The sequence below is a fragment of the Streptomyces sp. 1331.2 genome (assembly GCF_900199205.1).
In the GTDB taxonomy this organism is placed as follows: Bacteria; Actinomycetota; Actinomycetes; order Streptomycetales; family Streptomycetaceae; genus Kitasatospora.
Window position 1 is genome coordinate 5,535,709 of the sequence record NZ_OBMJ01000001.1, and the last position, 16,841, is coordinate 5,552,549.

Consider the following 16,841-nt stretch of genomic DNA (forward strand, 5'->3'; position numbering starts at 1 on the left):
AGGAGGCGCCCGCGATGACCAGCACCGACGACCGCACCGAGCCCGTCGACGACCGGGCCGACGACCGCACCGGTGATCGGACTGACGGCCGTACGGAGCCCGTCGACGGTCACCCGTTCGGGCCGGAGCTGGGTCCGCTGGTGGACGAGGTGCGCCGGTTCGCGGGCGCGCTCGGCGAGAAGGCCCAGGAGGCGAGCGCCACCACCCTGATCGCCCTCTCCGGCCTGGCCGACCGCCTGCGCACCCAGCAGCCGGAGGTGTACACCCACCTCACCGCCGCCGGCTCCGGGATCGCCGCCGCGGGTGCCGAACTGCTGGCCGCCTACCGCGCCGCCGTGGCCGGGCACGAGAGTCGCTGGACCGCGGGGCAGGGCACGGCCGCCGAGAAGATCGACCTCGACGGGCCTGAGGGGCCGGATGGGCCGGACGGGCCTGAGGGGACTGACGAGCCGTCCGCCAAGCAGTGAAACCGTAACTTCCGGAGCGTGACCGCGTTGCTCTCGTGCGTCACGAAGAAGGAGATTAGATAAGACTTTTGAAGTGTCCTGGCCCGGTTATCCCAGAATTGTCTTCGGTTAATGTATGCGAGGCTGTGTACGGGGGCAGGGTTGGGCGGTACCGTTCCGTCCAGCGGGAACGAGTGAATAGCTGAGGGACACATGGCTCTGACCATCGGCGTCGATGTCGGCGGGACCAAGATCGCGGCAGGCGTGGTCGACGAGGCGGGCGCGATCCTGGCCCGGACCAGGGTGCCCACCCCGGCCGACCCGCAGTGGGCGGTCGACGCCATCGCGCAGGCCGTGCGCGAGCTCAAGGAGCAGCACCCCGGCGTCACCGCGGTCGGCGTCGGAGCACCCGGCTTCGTCGACAGCAACCGCTCGACGGTGATCTTCGCCCCCAACATCGACTGGGAGAACGAGCCGCTGCGCGGCCGGGTCGAGGAGCTCACCGGCCTGGACACCGTGGTCGAGAACGACGCCAACTGCGCCGCCTGGGCCGAGTTCCGCTTCGGCGCGGCCGCCGACCACCAGGACATGGTGCTGATCACCGTCGGCACCGGCATCGGCGGCGGCATCGTGCTCGACGGCCGCCTGCACCGCGGCCGCTTCGGCGTGGCTGGCGAGATCGGCCACCTCAACATGGTCCCGGACGGCCTGACCTGCGGCTGCGGCGGCAAGGGCTGCTGGGAGCAGTACGGCTCCGGGCGCGCGCTGCGCCGCTACGGCCGGGAGAAGTCCGCCGCCGACCCGGTGCGCGGCCGCCGGATGCTGGAGCTCAACGACGGCGTCGCCGAGACCATCCGCGGCATCCACATCACCCAGGCCGCCGAGGAGGGCGATCCGCTGGCCCTGGAGTGCTACGCGGAGCTGGCCGACTGGCTCGGCCGCGGCATGGCCGACCTCGCCGCGCTGTTCGACCCGGGCGTCTTCGTGCTCGGAGGCGGCGTCTCCGACTCCGGCCGCCTGCTGCTCGACCCGGTCGCCAAGGCCTTCGAGCACTACCTGACCGGCGGTGTGCACCGCCCGCGCGCCGAGGTCGTCCTGGCCTCGATGGGCTCCGCCGCCGGCATCGTCGGTGCGGCGGACCTGGCCCGGGTGCCCTGACCCGCCCTGCCCTCACCCCAGCTGTGTGACCCCTCCCAGCCCGCCGGCGGCGGTGCGACCGGGCCCCGACCGCTCCCGGACGCACCGCCGCCGTCGCACGTCCCGGGACCGCCGCGTACGGTCGGACCCATGACCGCCGGACCCGTGACCGCCGCGACCAGCAGCACCGCGAACGCGACCGCCGTGACCGCCGCCACTGCCGCGCCCCTCGAACCGCCGCCGTCCGGACCGCGCCGGCTGCGGCTGCTCAGCTACAACATCCGTTCGCTGCGCGACGACCGGCGGGCGCTGGCCCGGGTGGTCCGGGCCTGCGCTCCCGACCTGGTCTGCATCCAGGAGTCACCGCGCTACTGGCGGCCCGAGGGCCAGGCCCGGTGGCTGGCCCGGAGCACCGGGACGGCCGTCCTGGCCGGCGGCGGCCGGACCGCGGCCGGTCCGCTGCTGCTCGGCCGGCCCGGCGCGGTGGAGGTGCTGGGGGTGCACGACCGGCTGCTGCCCAAGACCCGCGGCCTGCACGCCCGGGGCTTCGCCACCGCGCTGCTGCGGGTGCCGGGCGCGGCGCCGTTCACCGTCACCAGCTGCCACCTCAGCCTGGATCCCGAGGAGCGGTACGGGCAGTTCGAACTGCTGCCGGAGCAGCTGGCGATCGCCGAACACGGCATCGTGGCAGGGGACTTCAACGAGCACCCGGACGGCCCGGGCTGGCAGCTGCTGGCCTCCCGGCTGCAGGACGGGTACCCGACCGCGCCCTGGGGCGGCGAGTTCACCTCCGTACCGGAGCGCCCCTACCAGCGGATCGACGCCGTGTTCGCCACGCCCGGGATCACCGTCCTCGGCTGCGGGGTGCCGCACGGGCTGCCCGGGGTCACCGAAGCAGACCTCCGGGCCGCGACCGACCACCTGCCGGTGCTCGCCGTCCTCGAACTGCCGGAACGCGAAGCCCCCGAACCGCCGGAACGCGAAGCCCCCGAACCGCCGGAACGCGAAGCCCCCGAACCGCCGGAACGCGAAGCCCCCGAACCGCCGGAACGCGAAGCCCCCGAACCGCCGGAACGCTAGACGACCGCGCCGTGGTCTGGGTCCTCCGGCTCGTCCTCGTCGCGGTCCCGCATCCGGGCCACCAGGGTGACGAAGCCGCCGAGGAAGGCGGTGATCCCGACCCAGGCGGGCCAGCCGGAGATCTCCCGCCAGACCGTGGCGTCGATCAGCAGCAGGGCCGGGCCGCCGAGCACGGCGAGCCAGGCGAACTTGGCGGTCACGTCGGCCTCGGGCAGCGGAGGCGGCTCCGGCGGGACGAAGTGGCCCTCGTCGGTCTCCTCGGCCAGCTCGAAGTCGCGCGGGCCCGATTCGGCGGCCGGCAGCACCGGCCGGCCGGAGCGGGGGCGGGGCTGCGGGGCGAGGTCGGCGAGGTCGTCCTGGTCACCGCGGCCGCCGGTGCCGTCCTTGTAGCCGCCCTTGAGCTCGTTCTGGGCCCGGAGGTTCTCGACCTCCGGCCAGTTGGGGTTGTTGAGGTCGACCGGGTCGTCGAACTGGGCGATCAGGGCGGCGAAGATCTCGTCCTGTTCGGCCTGGCTGCGCTCGGGCGCGCGGCGCGGCCGGGGCTCGGCGGGGGCCTTCGGCGGGGTGGGGGCCTCGGCACCGCCGGTGTGGCCGGTGCCGTCCCCGATGGCATCGCCGGCGGCGTCGGTGGCGGCGGCGTTCTGCGCGGGCGGGGGCGTCACGGCGCCGCCCGCGCCGGTACGGTCCGTCGGCGCACCGCCCGGGGCGGCGGCGCCCGTCGCCCCGCCGTCCGTCGTCGCGCCGTCCTCGCGGGGAGCTTCGTCCCCGCTGCCCGCCGTGCTGCTCTCGTGCACTTCCGGCCCTTCAGCCATGGTGATCGTCGGATTCGACCCGGGTGGCGCCCGCCGCGTGTGCGGGAACCAGCCGTCGGATGAAGTCCCGGCCGGCCGCGAATATTTCCGCCGCGTCGTGGTCCAGCGTCGCGACGTGGAAGCTGCGCCCGCACAGCCGCTCCGTCACGTCGGTCGAGGATATCCGGGCCAGCACCAGTTCCGAGTTGGCCGGCGAGACGACGTGGTCCTGCGGGCTGTGGAAGAGCAGCACCGGCTGGGTCACCTCCGGCAGGCGTCGCTGGACCTCCCGCCACAGCCGGCTCAGAGACCAGGCGGCGTGCAGCGGCGTCCGGTGGTAACCGACCTCGGTGGAGCCGGCCTTGGCGATGTCGTTCACGATCCCGGGCACGCTCGGGACGAGGTGGCGCAGCACCGGAAGCAGCACACTCGCGGGGGTGTCCGCGCGCACCGACGGGTTGACCAGCACCAGCCCGGACACCGTCGGGCCGTGCAGCGCGGCGAGCCGCAGCGCCAGCGCGCCGCCCATCGACAGCGCGAAGACGAACACCTGCTCGCACTCGTCGGCGAGGGTCAGCAGCTCCCGCTCGACCTCGGCGTACCAGTCCTCCCAACGGGTGAGCTGCATGTCCTGCCAGCGGGTGCCGTGCCCCGGCAGCAGCGGCAGCGACACCGTGTACCCGGCCGCGGCCAGGTCCTCGGCCCAGGGCCGCAGCGACTGCGGCGAGCCGGTGAAGCCGTGACAGAGCAGTACTCCCACCGGTCCGCCGCGGTGGCGGTACGGTTCGGCACCGGGCAGCAACGGCATGGCGGGCTCCTTCGCGGGCAGGTGGCGCTGGGGGAGGGGACGCTGGAGGGGGGAGCTGCGGGGAATCCGCATCGTCCCACGCCCCGCGCCGGGCCGTACACCCCCTTCGGCGGGGCCGGGCGCAGCCGACGCCCACGGGGCATTAGGATCTAGCGGTCCGCATAACAGGAGGCCCGGCTTGTTCTACCGACTGATGAAGATGATCGTCGCGCCACTGCTTCGGATCTTCTTCCGGCCGTGGCTCGAAGGCGAGGAGAACATCCCCACCGAGGGTGCGGCGATCATCGCGAGCAACCACCTGTCCTTCTCGGACTCCTTCTTCTTCCCCGCGCTGATCAAGCGCCGGGTCACCTTCATCGCGAAGGCCGAGTACTTCAACACCCCGGGCCTCAAGGGCCGGCTGACCGCCGCCTTCTTCAAGGGCGTCGGCCAGCTGCCGGTGGACCGCTCGGGCGTGCGAGGCGCCGGCGAGGCCGCGATCCGCAGCGCCATCGCGGTGCTGGAGCGGGGCGAGCTGTTCGGCGTCTACCCCGAGGGCACCCGCTCGCCCGACGGCAAGCTGTACCGCGGCAAGGTCGGTGGCCTGGCCCGCGTCGCGCTGGCCACCGGCGCCCCGGTGATCCCGGTCGCCATGATCGACACCGAGAAGGTGCAGCCGCCCGGCCAGGTCGTCCCCAACTTCGGCATCCGCCCCGGCATCCGGATCGGCCGCCCGCTGGACTTCTCCCGCTACCAGGGCATGGAGAACGACCGCTTCATCCTCCGTTCGGTGACGGACGAGGTGATGTACGAGATCATGCGGCTCTCCGGCCAGGAGTACGTGGACATCTACGCGACCGCCGCCAAGCGGCAGATCGCCGACGAGAAGAAGAAGGCCGACGCCGAGCGCCGGGCGGCGGCCAAGGCGGAGAAGGCGGAGGCCGCCGAAGCCGAGAAGGCTGCCGCGGCCGAGGCGGAGAAGGCCGCTGAGGCCGAGAAGACCGCCGAGGCGCAGAAGACCGCCGAAGCGGACAAGGAGACCGGCTCGGCCTGACGGCCCGCCGGGCCCAGGGGAGGGGCGGGATGACGGACGTCGGCAGAGCCGGCGCGGTGGGCGGTACGGTCGCAGCCGGCGGCATGTCCGTCGAACTCCCGCTCTGGAAGGCCATCTCCTACTTCCGGGTGCTGGCGCTGATCTACGCGCTGCTGCGGTACGTCAACTCGTACCTGCACTTCCTGCACCCCGTCGCCGGCTGGATCTTCCTCGGCGCGCTCACCCTCTGGACCCTCGCCACCACCCGGGCCTTCGCCAACCCGCAGCGCTGCACCTGGTACGTCCTGGGCGTGGACCTCACCCTCGTGGTCACCGGCATCGTGATGAGCGGTCTGACCGACGCCCCGGGCCGGATCAGCCACGGCGCGCCCACCCTGCCGACCATCTGGGCCGCCGGCACGGTCCTCGGCTGCGCCGCGAAGGGCGGCTGGCGCCCGGCGGCGGCCTCGGGCTCGGTGATCGGCGCCGCCAACATCCTCTGCCACGGCGGGCCGACCGGCGACAACCTCCACAACATCGTGCTGCTGCTGGTCGCCGGGTGCGCGATCGGCTACGTGATCGAGCTGGCCCGGGCCAGCGAGGCCACGCTCACCCGGGCGCTGCAGGTCGAGGCGGCCACCCGGGAGCGCGAGCGGCTCTCCCGGGACATCCACGACGGCGTGCTGCAGGTGCTCGCCCTGGTCCAGCGGCGCGGCGCGGAGCTGGGCGACGGGACGGGCGGCGCCGGTGCCGGCGCCGGTACGGGCTTCGCCGAGCTGGGGCGGCTGGCCGGCGAGCAGGAGCGCGCGCTGCGGACCCTGATGACCGGCGGGCCGATCCCGGCCCAGCGCCTGCCGGAGCCGGACGCCGCCGAGCCGCGCGACCTCACCGCGCTGCTGCGCCCGTACGGCGACGAGCGGATCACGCTCTCCGCCCCCGGCACCCCGGTGCTGCTGCCCGGCCCGGCCGCGGGCGAGCTCGCCGCGGCCGTCGGCGCGGCCGTGGACAACGTCCGCCGGCACGCCGGTGAGCAGGCCCGGGCCTGGATCCTGGTCGAGGACGAGCCGGAGGCCGTCACGGTCAGCATCCGCGACGACGGCCCCGGGTTCGCCCCCGGCCGGCTCGGTGAGGCGGAGCGGGCGGGCCGGCTGGGCGTCTCCCAGTCCATCCGCGGTCGGCTGCTGGACCTCGGCGGTACGGCCGAGCTGTACTCGGCGCCCGGGGAGGGCGTCGAGGTCGAACTGCGCGTCCCGAGGAAGGCCACTCCATGACCGACCAGCAGCTGATGATCGATCAGCCGACCACCGGCCGGCCGGTGCGGGTGATGGTGGTGGACGACCACCCGATGTGGCGGGACGCCGTCTCGCGCGACCTCGCCGAGGCCGGGCTGGACGTGGTGGCCACCGCGGGTGACGGCGAGGAGGCCGTCCGCCGCGCCCGGGCCTGCTCGCCGCAGGTCGTCGTGCTGGACCTCAACCTGCCCGGCCTGCCCGGCGCGGAGGTGTGCCGGCAGGTGGTCGCGCAGGACCCGGCGGTGCGGGTGCTGGTGCTGTCGGCCAGCGGGGAGCACCAGGACGTGCTGGAGGCGGTGAAGTCCGGCGCGACCGGGTACCTGGTGAAGTCGGCCGGCCGGGAGGAGCTGCTGGACGCGGTGCGGCGCACGGCCGTCGGCGACGCGGTGTTCACCCCGGGCCTGGCCGGCCTGGTGCTCGGCGAGTTCCGCCGGCTGGCGGCCGAGCCGGCCCCCGCCTCGGCGCCGGCCGCCCCGCAGCTGACCGCCCGGGAGACGGAGGTGCTGCGGCTGGTGGCCAAGGGCCTGTCCTACCGCCAGATCGCCGACCGGCTGGTGCTGTCGCACCGCACGGTGCAGAACCACGTGCAGAACACGCTGGGCAAGCTGCAGCTGCACAACCGGGTGGAGCTGGTCCGGTACGCGATCGAGCAGGGCCTGGACGACGAGATCTGACGGGTCCCGGGCGGGGCGGCCACCCCGCCCGGGACACCGTCGACGGCTCAGTTCCGGACGGTCGAGGTCTCGCGCAGCAGGTCCGCCACGATGTCGACGCCCTCGCGGGTGAGCACCGACTCGGGATGGAACTGCAGGCCCGCGAAGCCGGCCCCGCGCAGGGCGTGGACGTCACCGGTCACCGCGTCCCGGGCGACCTCGACGCCCTCGGCGGCGAGCCGGGCCGCGTCGGCCTCGGAGCAGCGCGCGGTGAAGGTGTTGTAGAAGCCGACCGTCCGCTTGGCGCCGAACAGGTCGATGGTCTCCTGCGCCCCCTGGTACGGGACGGGCTTGCGGCCGAGCGGCAGCCCGAGCTCGGCGGAGAGCAGCTGGTGGCTGAGGCAGACCGCGAGCAGCGGCGCGGTGCGGGCACCGGAGCGGACGTCGGCCAGGGCGCCCGCGACGATCGGCCGCAGCACGGCCATCTTGGGGTCGTCGGCGAGCGCCGGGTCCCCGGGGCCGGGGCCGAGCACCAGCGGGCCGCGGTGCGCCGAGACCAGCTCGCGCAGGCCCGGGGCGTCGTAGCGGACCACCTGCACCTGGTGGCCGAGCGAGCGGAGCAGGTGGCGGAGCATCGAGGTGAAGGTGTCCTCGCCGTCCACGACCAGCGTCTGCTCGGCCTCGGTGACCCGGGTCGAGGTCTGCATCCGCAGCCAGAACGGCGCGAGACCGGCCCGGCGGGCGTCGAGGGCGGCCTGGACCCGGTGGTCGTCGGCGAGCCGGGGGCCGGCGGGGTGGGGCAGCCGGGCGGGGGCGGGCCGGGCGCCGATCGCGGTGAGCACCCCGGCGGCCTTGGCGTGCGTCTCGGCGACCTCGGACTCCGGGACGGAGTGGCGCACCAGCGTGGCGCCGACCCGGACGACCAGCCGGCCGGTGGCCGGGTCGATGTCGGCGGTGCGGATGCAGATCGGTGAGTCCATCAGCTGCCCGCCGCTGGCGGAGCGCCCGATCAGCGCGAGCGCGCCGGAGTAGTAGCCGCGCCCGGTCGGCTCGTAGCGCTGGATGACCCGGGTGGCGTTCTCGACCGGGCTGCCGGTGACGGTCGCGGCGAACATCGTCTCGCGGAGCACCTCGCGCACGTCCAGCGAGGTGCGCCCGCGCAGCTCGTACTCGGTGTGGGCGAGGTGGGACATCTCCTTGAGGCGGGGCCCGAGCACCTGGCCGCCGAGGTCGCCGACCGTGCACATCATCTTGAGTTCCTCGTCCACGACCATGGTGAGCTCCTCCAACTCCTTGGGGTCGTGGAGGAAGTCGAGCAGCGAGTCGATGTCGGAGCCGCCCGCCGGATAGCGGTAGGTGCCGGAGATCGGGTTCATCACGACGGTGCCGCCGCTCTGGCGGACGTGCACCTCGGGGGAGGCGCCGACCAGCACCCGGTCGCCGGTGTGCACCAGGAAGGTCCAGTACGCGCCGCGCTCCTGCTCCAGCAGCCGACGGAAGAGCGTCAGTGCGAGCTCGGGCGAGAAGTCTTCGAGCGTGGCGTGGAAGTCGCGCCGGATCACGAAGTTGGCGCCCTCGCCGTTGCCGATCTCCTCGTCGATCACCCGGCGGACGATCGAGGCGTACGAATCGTCGTCCACGTCGAACGCGCCACCGTCAAGCGTGACCGGCAACTGCGGCAGCTCGGAGAGGAATTCGGCCAACGGGAGGACATGCTGTTCGGCCACTGACAAGGCCTGCAGCGGGGTGCCGTCGTCATGTGTCCGGAAACCGCGCTCGCGGATCTGCCGGTACGGGACCAGCGCGAGCAGGTCGTGCACCGGGGTGCCGCCGGCCGGGACGCCGTTGCGTACCGGGAGGTCGGCGAGGTGTTCGTAGCTGTCGACGGTGCCCAGCAGCACCTCGACGGTGTCCGGCGTGAGCCGCGGGGTGCGGCGGTGCAGCAGGGCGAATGCCGGGGCGTTCGGGGAGGTGAGACGGGTGAGCAGGTCGGCGGTCGTGGTCACTGGTACGGCTTCCTTCCGAGTAGCTGATCAGGGCTGTGCTCGATCCGCTCCGGGAGGGTGGCCGTCTGCCGAGATGCCGACGGCCGCCCCTCCGGGGCGGCCGTCGTGTCGTCTCAGGAACGCGCGATCGGTGGGCCGCCCTCGGGGGAGGCCCACCACCAGGAGGAGTTGTGGTGCGCGTGCATGTGTTCGACAGTAGCGGATCCGGTGGGGCTGGTGGGGCCGATCACGTCAGATGTCCGAGATGCGTCTCACCCATCGGGCAATGGTCACGATTCGCTCGCGTCACCCCGTAGCCTTGCCGTGTGACCGCTACGACTGAGACATCGAGGGCTGCCCACTCCTGGCAGTCCCTGCCCGCGGCGCAGCAGCCTGAATGGCCGGACCAAGAGGCTCTGCGCAAGACCCTTGCCGAGCTCGCCTCGTATCCGCCGCTCGTGTTCGCCGGTGAGTGCGACCAGCTGCGTGCCCGGCTCGGAGCCGTGGCCCGCGGGGAGGCGTTCCTCCTCCAGGGTGGTGACTGTGCCGAGGCCTTCGACGGTGTTTCGGCGGAGCACATCCGCAACAAGCTGAAGACCCTGCTGCAGATGGCCGCCGTGCTGACGTACGCGGCCTCGGTGCCCGTGGTGAAGGTCGGCCGCATCGCCGGTCAGTACTCCAAGCCGCGCTCCAAGTCGACCGAGACCCGCGACGGCGTGACCCTGCCGGTCTACCGCGGCGACTCGGTGAACGGCTTCGAGTTCACCCCCGAGTCCCGGATCCCGGACCCGGAGCGCCTGAAGCGGATGTACAACGCGTCCGCCGCGACACTCAACCTGGTGCGCGCCTTCACCACCGGTGGTTACGCCGACCTGCGCCAGGTGCACGCCTGGAACCAGGACTTCGTGCGCAACTCGCCGGCCGGCCAGCGCTACGAGCAGCTCGCCCGGGAGATCGACAACGCCCTGGCGTTCATGAGCGCCTGTGGCGTGGTGCCGGAGGAGTTCAAGGCGGTCGAGTTCTTCTCCTCGCACGAGGCGCTGGTCCTCGACTACGAGACCGCGCTGACCCGCGTGGACTCGCGCACCGGCGAGCTGTACGACGTTTCCGGCCACATGGTGTGGATCGGCGAGCGTACCCGGCAGCTGGACCACGCGCACATCGAGTTCGCCTCGAAGATCCGCAACCCGATCGGCGTCAAGCTCGGCCCGACCACCTCGGTGGACGAGGCGCTGGCCCTGATCGAGAAGCTGGACCCGGAGCGCGAGCCCGGCCGCCTGACCTTCATCACCCGGATGGGCGCGGGCAAGATCCGCGAGCACCTGCCCACCCTGCTGGAGAAGGTCACCGCCTCCGGCGCCAAGCCGGTGTGGATCTGCGACCCGATGCACGGCAACACCTTCGAGGCCTCCAGCGGGCACAAGACCCGCCGCTTCGACGACGTCCTGGACGAGGTCAAGGGCTTCTTCGAGGTGCACCGCGCGCTCGGCACCCACCCGGGCGGCATCCACGTGGAGCTGACCGGCGACGACGTCACCGAGTGCGTCGGCGGCGGTGACGAGGTCCTGGTGGACGACCTGCACCAGCGCTACGAGACGGCCTGCGACCCGCGGCTCAACCGCAGCCAGTCGCTGGACCTGGCGTTCCTGGTGGCGGAGATGTACCGGGGGCAGTGAGCCCCAGCGGGCGAGTCCCTGTGACGAAGACCCCTCCGGATTCGGGATTCCCGAGGCCGGAGGGGCTTTTTCGTACCCGGATCGCCAGGTAAGGTGAGGCTTAGTGAACTAAGGCAAGCCTTAGTCAAGATCCACTCCGCTTCACCCCCGGGAGAGACCGCGATGTACGTGTGCATGTGCCATGCGGTCACCGAGGACCAGGTGAAGAAGGCGATCGACGGGGGCGCCAACACCCCGCGCCAGATAGCGAAGGGCTGCAAGGCCGGCACCGACTGCGGGTCCTGCGTGCGCCGGATCCAGGCGCTGCTCGGTGAGCACGGCGCCCGGCCCTGCCCGACCGCCCGGCTGGCCGCGAAGCTCGGCCTCGCGGACCCGGAGGTCCAGGCCGACCCTGCACCGGAGGCCCGGGGGGCGGCCCCGATCGCGCCCGTGGCCCCGGTGGCCCCGGTGGTTCCGCTGCGCGTGGCCTGAGCCCTAGGGGGGCCTGAGTCCTCAGGACTCTGGCTGCTCGATGAGCTGGGCCAGGTAGAGCGGCTCGCCGAGCTTGGCCAGCAGTTCCAGCTGGGTGTCGAGGTAGTCGATGTGGTGTTCCTCGTCGGCCAGGATGTCCTCGAAGATGTTCGCCGAGGTGACGTCGTTCTTGGCCCGCATCACCACGATCCCGCGCTTGAGCCGGTCGATCGCCTCGACCTCGACCTGGCGGTCGGCCTCGAACATCTCCTGCACCGTCTGGCCGATCCGGACGTGGAACAGCCGCTGGTAGTTGGGCAGGCCCTCCAGGAACAGGATCCGGTCGGTGAGCGTCTCGGCGTGCTTCATCTCGTCGAAGGACTCGTGCCGGGTGTACTTGGCGAGCTTCGTCCAGCCGAAGTTCTCCTGCATCTTGGCGTGCAGGAAGTACTGGTTGATCGCGGTCAGCTCGGCGGTGAGCTGTTCGTTGAGGAACTCGATGACCTCGGGATCGCCCTGCATGGCGGTGCCTCCTGCGCTCGTCCTGCGGTGGGTGCTGCGCTGCGCATCCTGGCACCGTGCCGGGAAGAAATTCCAGTAAGTTCACACTCACTAGGACATGTGTCGGAATATCCGATTTGGGTGGAAGTGTGAGGGGCGGCGGGTGGAGCTGTGGGCGGAGTGTCGGGCGGGCTCCGATGGTGGACGATCGACCGTTGGTCCGTACGGGCGGGGCGTGAATCAGCTCCAAAGGGGCGCGCGTCGGCGCCCGCCCGCCGTCTGTCACCATGGATCCATGGGTCAGTCCAGTAACGAACCGCTTCCGCCGTCTGACCCGAGCCTCCCCCCGGGCCAGCGCGCACAGCGCGGCTGGCCCGCTCTGCACTACGGGCCGGTGCCCCGCTTCAAGCCGCTGACCTGGGACCTCCAGGTGTTCGGCGCCACCGCCTCGGCGGAGAAGCACAGCTGGGACTTCGAGGCCTTCAACGCCCTGCCGCGCACCACCGTCGTCGCGGACCTGCACTGCGTCACCAAGTTCTCCGTCCTCGGCAACGAGTGGACGGGCGTGTCGGCCGCCGCCGTGCTCGACCTGGTGCCCCCGGCGCCCGGTGTCACCCACGTGATGGTCTGGGCCGAGTACGGCTACAGCGCCAACCTGCGGCTGGCCGACTTCGCCGACCCGCACACCCTGCTCGCCACCCACCGCAACGGCGAGGCGCTGACCGCCGAGCACGGCTTCCCGGTCCGGCTCGTGGTACCGCAGCTCTACGCCTGGAAGGGCCCGAAGTGGGTCCGCGCGGTGGAGTACATGCGGGCCGACCGGCGCGGCTTCTGGGAGGAACGCGGCTACCACAACCTCGCCGACCCCTGGCGCGAGCAGCGCTACTCCTACCAGGAGAAGCCCGGCGACGGGCCGCTGCGCTGACGCTGGTCGGAGACGCCGGTCAGAACAGTGAGAACTTCACCGTCACCGTGCTGCGCTGCGGCCGGCGCTCGCCGGCCGCCGGGGACTGGCCGGAGGCCTTGACCGCGCCGAACACGTCCCAGCCGCTGGTCTGCATGGTGAAGCCCGCCGCCTGCAGCGCCTTCTGCGCCTCGTCCTTGGTCATCCCGGAGACGTCCGGGACCGGCACCATGCCCTTGCTGACCACCAGCGAGACCGCGGTGTTCTCCTGCAACAGCTGCCCGGCCGCCGGCGAGCTGCTGATCACCGAGCCCTCCGGTACGCCGTCGTTGTAGGTCTCGGTCACCGCGCCCTTGGTCAGCGAGGCGCCGGCCAGGGCCGCGGCGGCGTCGGCGGCGCTCCTCCCCGCGAGGTCCGGCACCGCGATCCGCTTGGGGCCCTTGGACACCGTCACAGTGATGCTGTCGCTCCGGCGGGTCCGCGCCCCCACCCCCGGATCGGTGGAGATCACCTGGCCGGACGGGACGGACTCGCTGAACGCCTCGACGAACCTGCCGTGCAGGCCCTCGGTGTCCAGGATCCGCTGCGCCTCGGCCCGGTCCTTGCCGAGCACGCCGGGCACCGAGCCGTACAGCCCCTCGGAGAGCCCGTAGGTGGCGCCGCCGACCGCCAGTACCAGGGCGATCAGTGCTACGGCCCAGATCAGCGGCTTGCGGGGGAGGCGGCGCAGCAGGCCCGGGCGGCGTTCGCGGGCCGGAGCCGGCTCGTCGTACGGGCGCGGCTCGGTGAGCAGCTGGTCCATCAGCTCCGGCGGGACGTCCAGCACGCTGGTGCGCTCCGGCGGCGGGGCGTCGGCGGGCCGCGGCAGCGGCTGGATCACCGAGGTCGGCTCGCTGGTGGGGTAGCGCGGGCTGGGCCGGGTGGAGGCCGGCGGTTCGGCGTCCAGCTCCTCCGGGCTCAGCGTGCGGCGGACCCGCTGGAGGGCGGCCAACAGCTCGACCGCGTCGTACGGGCGGGCATCGGCGGTCCGGGCGCAGGCTCCGGCCACTATCGCGTCCAGCTCGGGGCCGACGGCGGGGGCGACCAGGGAGGGGGCGGGGACGTCCTCGTGCAGGTGCTTGTACATGACCTGGACGGGGTTGTCGCCGGTGTGCGGGCGGCGGCCGGTGAGCATCTCGTACAGCAGGATGCCGGCCGCGTAGACGTCGACCCGCTGGTCGGTGGGGGCGTCCGGGAGGATCTGCTCGGGCGCCAGGTAGGAGACGGTGCCCATGACCGTGCCGCCGGTGGCGGTGCTGGTGGAGGTGGGGGCGCCGTCGGCGGTGCCGAGCACCCGGACCAGGCCGAAGTCGGCGACCTTGACCAGGCCGCTCTCGGTGATCAGCACGTTCTCCGGCTTGACGTCCCGGTGGACCAGCCCGGCCCGGTGGGCGGCGCCCAGGGCGGCGAGCACCGGCTCCAGGACGTCCAGCGCGGCCCGGACGGAGAGCGCGCCGCGGTCGCGCAGCAGGTCGCGCAGGGTGCGGCCGGGCACGTACTCCATGGCGAGGAAAACGTTTCCGCCGTCGGCGCCCTGGTCGAAGACGTTCACGACGTTGGGGTGGGTGAGCTTGGCGATCGCCTTGGCCTCGCGGATGAAGCGGGCGGTGAAGCCCTCGTCGCCGGCCAGCGAGGGGTGCATCACCTTGAGGGCGACCACCCGGTCCAGGCGGGTGTCGGTGCCCCGGTAGACGGTGGACATCCCGCCGGTCGCGATGCGCTGCTCGACCCGGTACCGGTTGTCGAGCAGCGTGCCGATCAGGGGGTCGTGCAGTGCCATGTCCACCCGCGGGAGTCTAGTGCCGGGCCGGGCGGCCGGACCCTGGGGACGCAGCCCCGGGCCCGGCTGTGCCCGGCTTGTGACACGCCGGGCTCCGCAGGACTCTTCCTAGAAGGCCGGGTGTTCCCGGGTGTCCAGGTCGGCCCGGCCGGCCATCGCGGAGGAGGCCTCGGCGTGGAAGCGGCGCGGGATGCGGCCGGCCCGGTGGGCGAGCCGGCCCGCCTCGGCGGCGTGCCGCATCGCCTCGGCCATCAGCACCGGGTCCTGAGCCCTGGTCACCGCGGAGGCGAGCATCACCGCGGCGCAGCCCAGCTCCATCGCCAGCGCGACGTCGGAGGCGGTGCCGGCGCCCGCGTCCAGGATCACCGGGACGCCCGCGCTCTCCACGATCAGCTGGAAGTTGTGCGGATTGCGGATGCCGAGGCCGGAGCCGATCGGCGAGCCCAGCGGCATGATGGCGGCGCAGCCGACGTCCTCCAACTTGCGGGCCAGCACCGGGTCGTCGTTGGTGTACGGCAGCACCGTGAAGCCGTCGTCGACCAGGGTCTCGGCGGCGTCCAGCAGCTCGATCGGGTCCGGCAGGAGGGTCCGCTCGTCGGCGATCACCTCCAGCTTCACCCAGTCGGTGCCGAGCGCCTCGCGGGCCAGCCGGGCGGTCAGCACGGCCTCGCCGGCGGTGAAGCAGCCCGCCGTGTTGGGCAGGACGCGGATGCCGTTGCGGGTCAGCACGTCCAGGACGGAGCCCTGGGTGCCGGCGTCGACCCGGCGCATCGCGACGGTGGTCAGCTCGGTGCCGGAGGCGAGCAGGGCGCGCTCCAGGACCTCCAGGCTCGGCGCGCCGCCGGTGCCCATGATCAGCCGGGAGGAGAAGCTCGTGCCGGCGATGGTCAGCAGGTCGTCGGCCATCTCAGCCTCCCTGCACGGCGGTCAGGATCTCCACCCGGTCGCCCGTGTTCAGCGGCGTCTCGGACCACGAACTGCGGGGCACCACGGCCTCGTTGAGCGCGGCGGCGACGCCGGTGTTGGCGGCGCTGACGGTCGCCACCACCTCGGCGAGGGTGGACGTTGCGGGTACCTGGCGGGGCACGCCGTTGACGGTCAGGGCGATCTCGGTCATGCGGAGGCCTTCGTGGTGGAGCGGTCGGGGGAGAACCGGGTGGGGGTGAACGGCTGGGCCAGTTCGGGGAGTTCGCCGGTGGCCAGGTACTCGGAGAGCAGGTCGGCGGTCACCGGGGTGAGCAGCACGCCGTTGCGGTAGTGACCGGTGGCGGCGACCAGGCCGGGCAGCGAGGTCGGGCCGAGCAGCGGGGCGTTGTCGGGGGAGCCGGGGCGCAGGCCCGCCGAGGTCTCCAGCAGCGGGAGTTCGGTGATGCCCGGGACCAACTCGTGGGCATCGCGCAGGAGTTCGTACACCCCGCCGGCGGTGACCGTGGTGTCGTAGCCCTGCTCCTCGGTGGTCGCGCCGATCACCAACTCGCCGTTCTCCCGGGGCACCAGGTAGAGGTGCCGGCCGCGCACCACCGCGCGGACGTTGCGGTTCAGGAACGGCCGGTACGCGTCGGGGATCCGCAGGCGCAGGATCTGGCCCTTCACCGGACGGACCGCCGGCAGCACGCCCTCGGGCAGGCCGGCCAGCCGGTGGCTGTGCGGTCCCGCGGCGAGGACGACCTGATCGGCGGTCACCGTCTCCCCGGTGCCGAGCCGGGCTCCGACCGCGCGGCCGTCCTCGACCAGCAGCTCGACGGCCTCGGCGCGGTGGCCGACGACGCCCGCGCGCTCACCGGCCAGCAGCAGTGCGGTGAGCAGCCGCCGGGGATCCACCTGGTGGTCGTCGGCGACGTGCAGGCCGCCGCGGACGCCGGGGGCGAGCATCGGCTCCAGCCTGCGGGCCTCCCGGCCGGTCAGCCAACTCGACTCCAGGCCGAGCCGCTGGTGGAAGGCGTGCAGCTCGCGCAGTTCCTCGCGGTCGTCGGAGTCCAGCGCGACGGCGATGGTCCCGCAGCGGCGGTAGCCGGTGTCCTCGCCGCCGCTCGCCCCGGAGAGCTCGGCGGCGAAGGCCGCGTACCGCTGGTTCGAGGCCATGCCGAGGCGCAGCAGCGGCTCCTCGCCGTACTGGAGCTCGGTGACCGGGGCGAGCATCCCGGCCGCGACCGCGGCGGCCCCGCGACCGGGGGAGGGGTCGACCACGGCGGTGCGCAGCCCGCGCTGCGCGGCGCGCCAGGCGACGGCGAGGCCGATGATGCCCCCGCCGATCACCAGGACATCGGTGCGGGCGCCCGATGGCAAG

17 protein-coding genes are annotated in these 16,841 nt (G+C 73.0%); 9 read left to right on the forward strand and 8 right to left on the reverse strand.

Annotated features, from left to right (window positions below; genetic code table 11):
• Positions 1–14: 14 nt before the first annotated feature.
• From CRP52_RS39805 to CRP52_RS23815, 3 genes are all read left to right on the forward strand, one after another.
• Positions 15–467 carry a DUF5304 family protein gene (locus CRP52_RS39805; protein ID WP_097238247.1) on the forward strand — a complete coding sequence of 151 codons (453 nt, stop codon included), beginning with the start codon at positions 15–17 and terminating at the stop codon, positions 465–467.
• A 192-nt stretch (positions 468–659) separates the two neighbouring features.
• Positions 660–1,604, forward strand: a complete 945-nt coding sequence (locus tag CRP52_RS23810; RefSeq protein WP_097238248.1) for an ROK family glucokinase — start codon at positions 660–662, stop codon at positions 1,602–1,604.
• Positions 1,605–1,733: 129 nt separating this feature from the next.
• Complete coding sequence (locus CRP52_RS23815; RefSeq protein WP_107474903.1) at positions 1,734–2,663, forward strand: endonuclease/exonuclease/phosphatase family protein; 930 nt, start codon at positions 1,734–1,736, stop codon at positions 2,661–2,663.
• On the opposite strand, the gene CRP52_RS40595 is transcribed toward CRP52_RS23815, so the two are convergent.
• Complete coding sequence (locus CRP52_RS40595; protein WP_306458883.1) at positions 2,660–3,457, reverse strand: hypothetical protein; 798 nt, start codon at positions 3,455–3,457, stop codon at positions 2,660–2,662. The two genes, CRP52_RS23815 and CRP52_RS40595, sit on opposite strands and share 4 nt — an antisense overlap.
• Before the next feature lie 10 nt (positions 3,458–3,467).
• Positions 3,468–4,262 (reverse strand): alpha/beta hydrolase, encoded by a 795-nt coding sequence (locus CRP52_RS23825; protein WP_097238249.1) that lies wholly within the window; start codon positions 4,260–4,262, stop codon positions 3,468–3,470.
• Between the two features lie 193 nt (positions 4,263–4,455).
• Between CRP52_RS23825 and CRP52_RS23830 the strand changes: the two genes are divergently transcribed.
• From CRP52_RS23830 to CRP52_RS23840, 3 genes are read left to right on the forward strand one after another with little or no spacing between them, the layout of a single operon-like run.
• A complete protein-coding gene (locus CRP52_RS23830) occupies positions 4,456–5,295 on the forward strand; it encodes a lysophospholipid acyltransferase family protein (RefSeq protein WP_097240295.1) in 840 nt (279 codons plus the stop codon).
• Positions 5,296–5,324: 29 nt separating this feature from the next.
• Positions 5,325–6,545 (forward strand): MacS family sensor histidine kinase, encoded by a 1,221-nt coding sequence (macS, locus tag CRP52_RS23835; RefSeq protein WP_257032821.1) that lies wholly within the window; start codon positions 5,325–5,327, stop codon positions 6,543–6,545.
• Positions 6,542–7,240, forward strand: a complete 699-nt coding sequence (locus CRP52_RS23840; RefSeq protein WP_257032822.1) for a response regulator — start codon at positions 6,542–6,544, stop codon at positions 7,238–7,240. The genes macS and CRP52_RS23840 overlap by 4 nt, the downstream gene beginning before the upstream one ends.
• 47 nt (positions 7,241–7,287) lie before the next feature.
• On the opposite strand, the gene CRP52_RS23845 is transcribed toward CRP52_RS23840, so the two are convergent.
• Positions 7,288–9,225, reverse strand: a complete 1,938-nt coding sequence (locus CRP52_RS23845; RefSeq protein WP_097238250.1) for an anthranilate synthase family protein — start codon at positions 9,223–9,225, stop codon at positions 7,288–7,290.
• A gap of 305 nt (positions 9,226–9,530) precedes the next feature.
• Between CRP52_RS23845 and CRP52_RS23850 the strand changes: the two genes are divergently transcribed.
• Together CRP52_RS23850 and CRP52_RS23855 are read left to right on the forward strand one after the other, a co-directional pair.
• Positions 9,531–10,880, forward strand: coding sequence for a class II 3-deoxy-7-phosphoheptulonate synthase (locus tag CRP52_RS23850; protein ID WP_097238251.1), 1,350 nt, complete (start codon positions 9,531–9,533; stop codon positions 10,878–10,880).
• Positions 10,881–11,042: 162 nt separating this feature from the next.
• Positions 11,043–11,351, forward strand: coding sequence for a (2Fe-2S)-binding protein (locus CRP52_RS23855; RefSeq protein ID WP_097238252.1), 309 nt, complete (start codon positions 11,043–11,045; stop codon positions 11,349–11,351).
• 21 nt (positions 11,352–11,372) lie between these two features.
• Here the strand turns inward: CRP52_RS23855 and bfr are convergent, their stop codons facing one another.
• Complete coding sequence (bfr, locus tag CRP52_RS23860; protein WP_097238253.1) at positions 11,373–11,852, reverse strand: bacterioferritin; 480 nt, start codon at positions 11,850–11,852, stop codon at positions 11,373–11,375.
• 274 nt (positions 11,853–12,126) lie between these two features.
• Between bfr and CRP52_RS23865 the strand changes: the two genes are divergently transcribed.
• A complete protein-coding gene (locus tag CRP52_RS23865) occupies positions 12,127–12,756 on the forward strand; it encodes a molybdopterin-dependent oxidoreductase (RefSeq protein WP_097238254.1) in 630 nt (209 codons plus the stop codon).
• Between the two features lie 19 nt (positions 12,757–12,775).
• Here the strand turns inward: CRP52_RS23865 and pknB are convergent, their stop codons facing one another.
• The 4 genes from pknB to thiO form a co-directional block, all read right to left on the reverse strand.
• On the reverse strand, positions 12,776–14,554 hold the full coding sequence (pknB, locus tag CRP52_RS23870; protein ID WP_097238255.1) for a Stk1 family PASTA domain-containing Ser/Thr kinase: 1,779 nt from the start codon (positions 14,552–14,554) through the stop codon (positions 12,776–12,778).
• Between the two features lie 108 nt (positions 14,555–14,662).
• On the reverse strand, positions 14,663–15,460 hold the full coding sequence (locus CRP52_RS23875) for a thiazole synthase (RefSeq protein ID WP_097238256.1): 798 nt from the start codon (positions 15,458–15,460) through the stop codon (positions 14,663–14,665).
• Position 15,461: 1 nt separating this feature from the next.
• Complete coding sequence (gene thiS, locus CRP52_RS23880; RefSeq protein ID WP_097238257.1) at positions 15,462–15,671, reverse strand: sulfur carrier protein ThiS; 210 nt, start codon at positions 15,669–15,671, stop codon at positions 15,462–15,464.
• Positions 15,668–16,840: a glycine oxidase ThiO gene (gene thiO, locus CRP52_RS23885; protein WP_097238258.1), complete on the reverse strand. Its 1,173-nt coding sequence runs from the start codon at positions 16,838–16,840 to the stop codon at positions 15,668–15,670. Before thiO ends, thiS begins: the two co-directional genes overlap by 4 nt.
• Position 16,841: the final 1 nt, after the last annotated feature.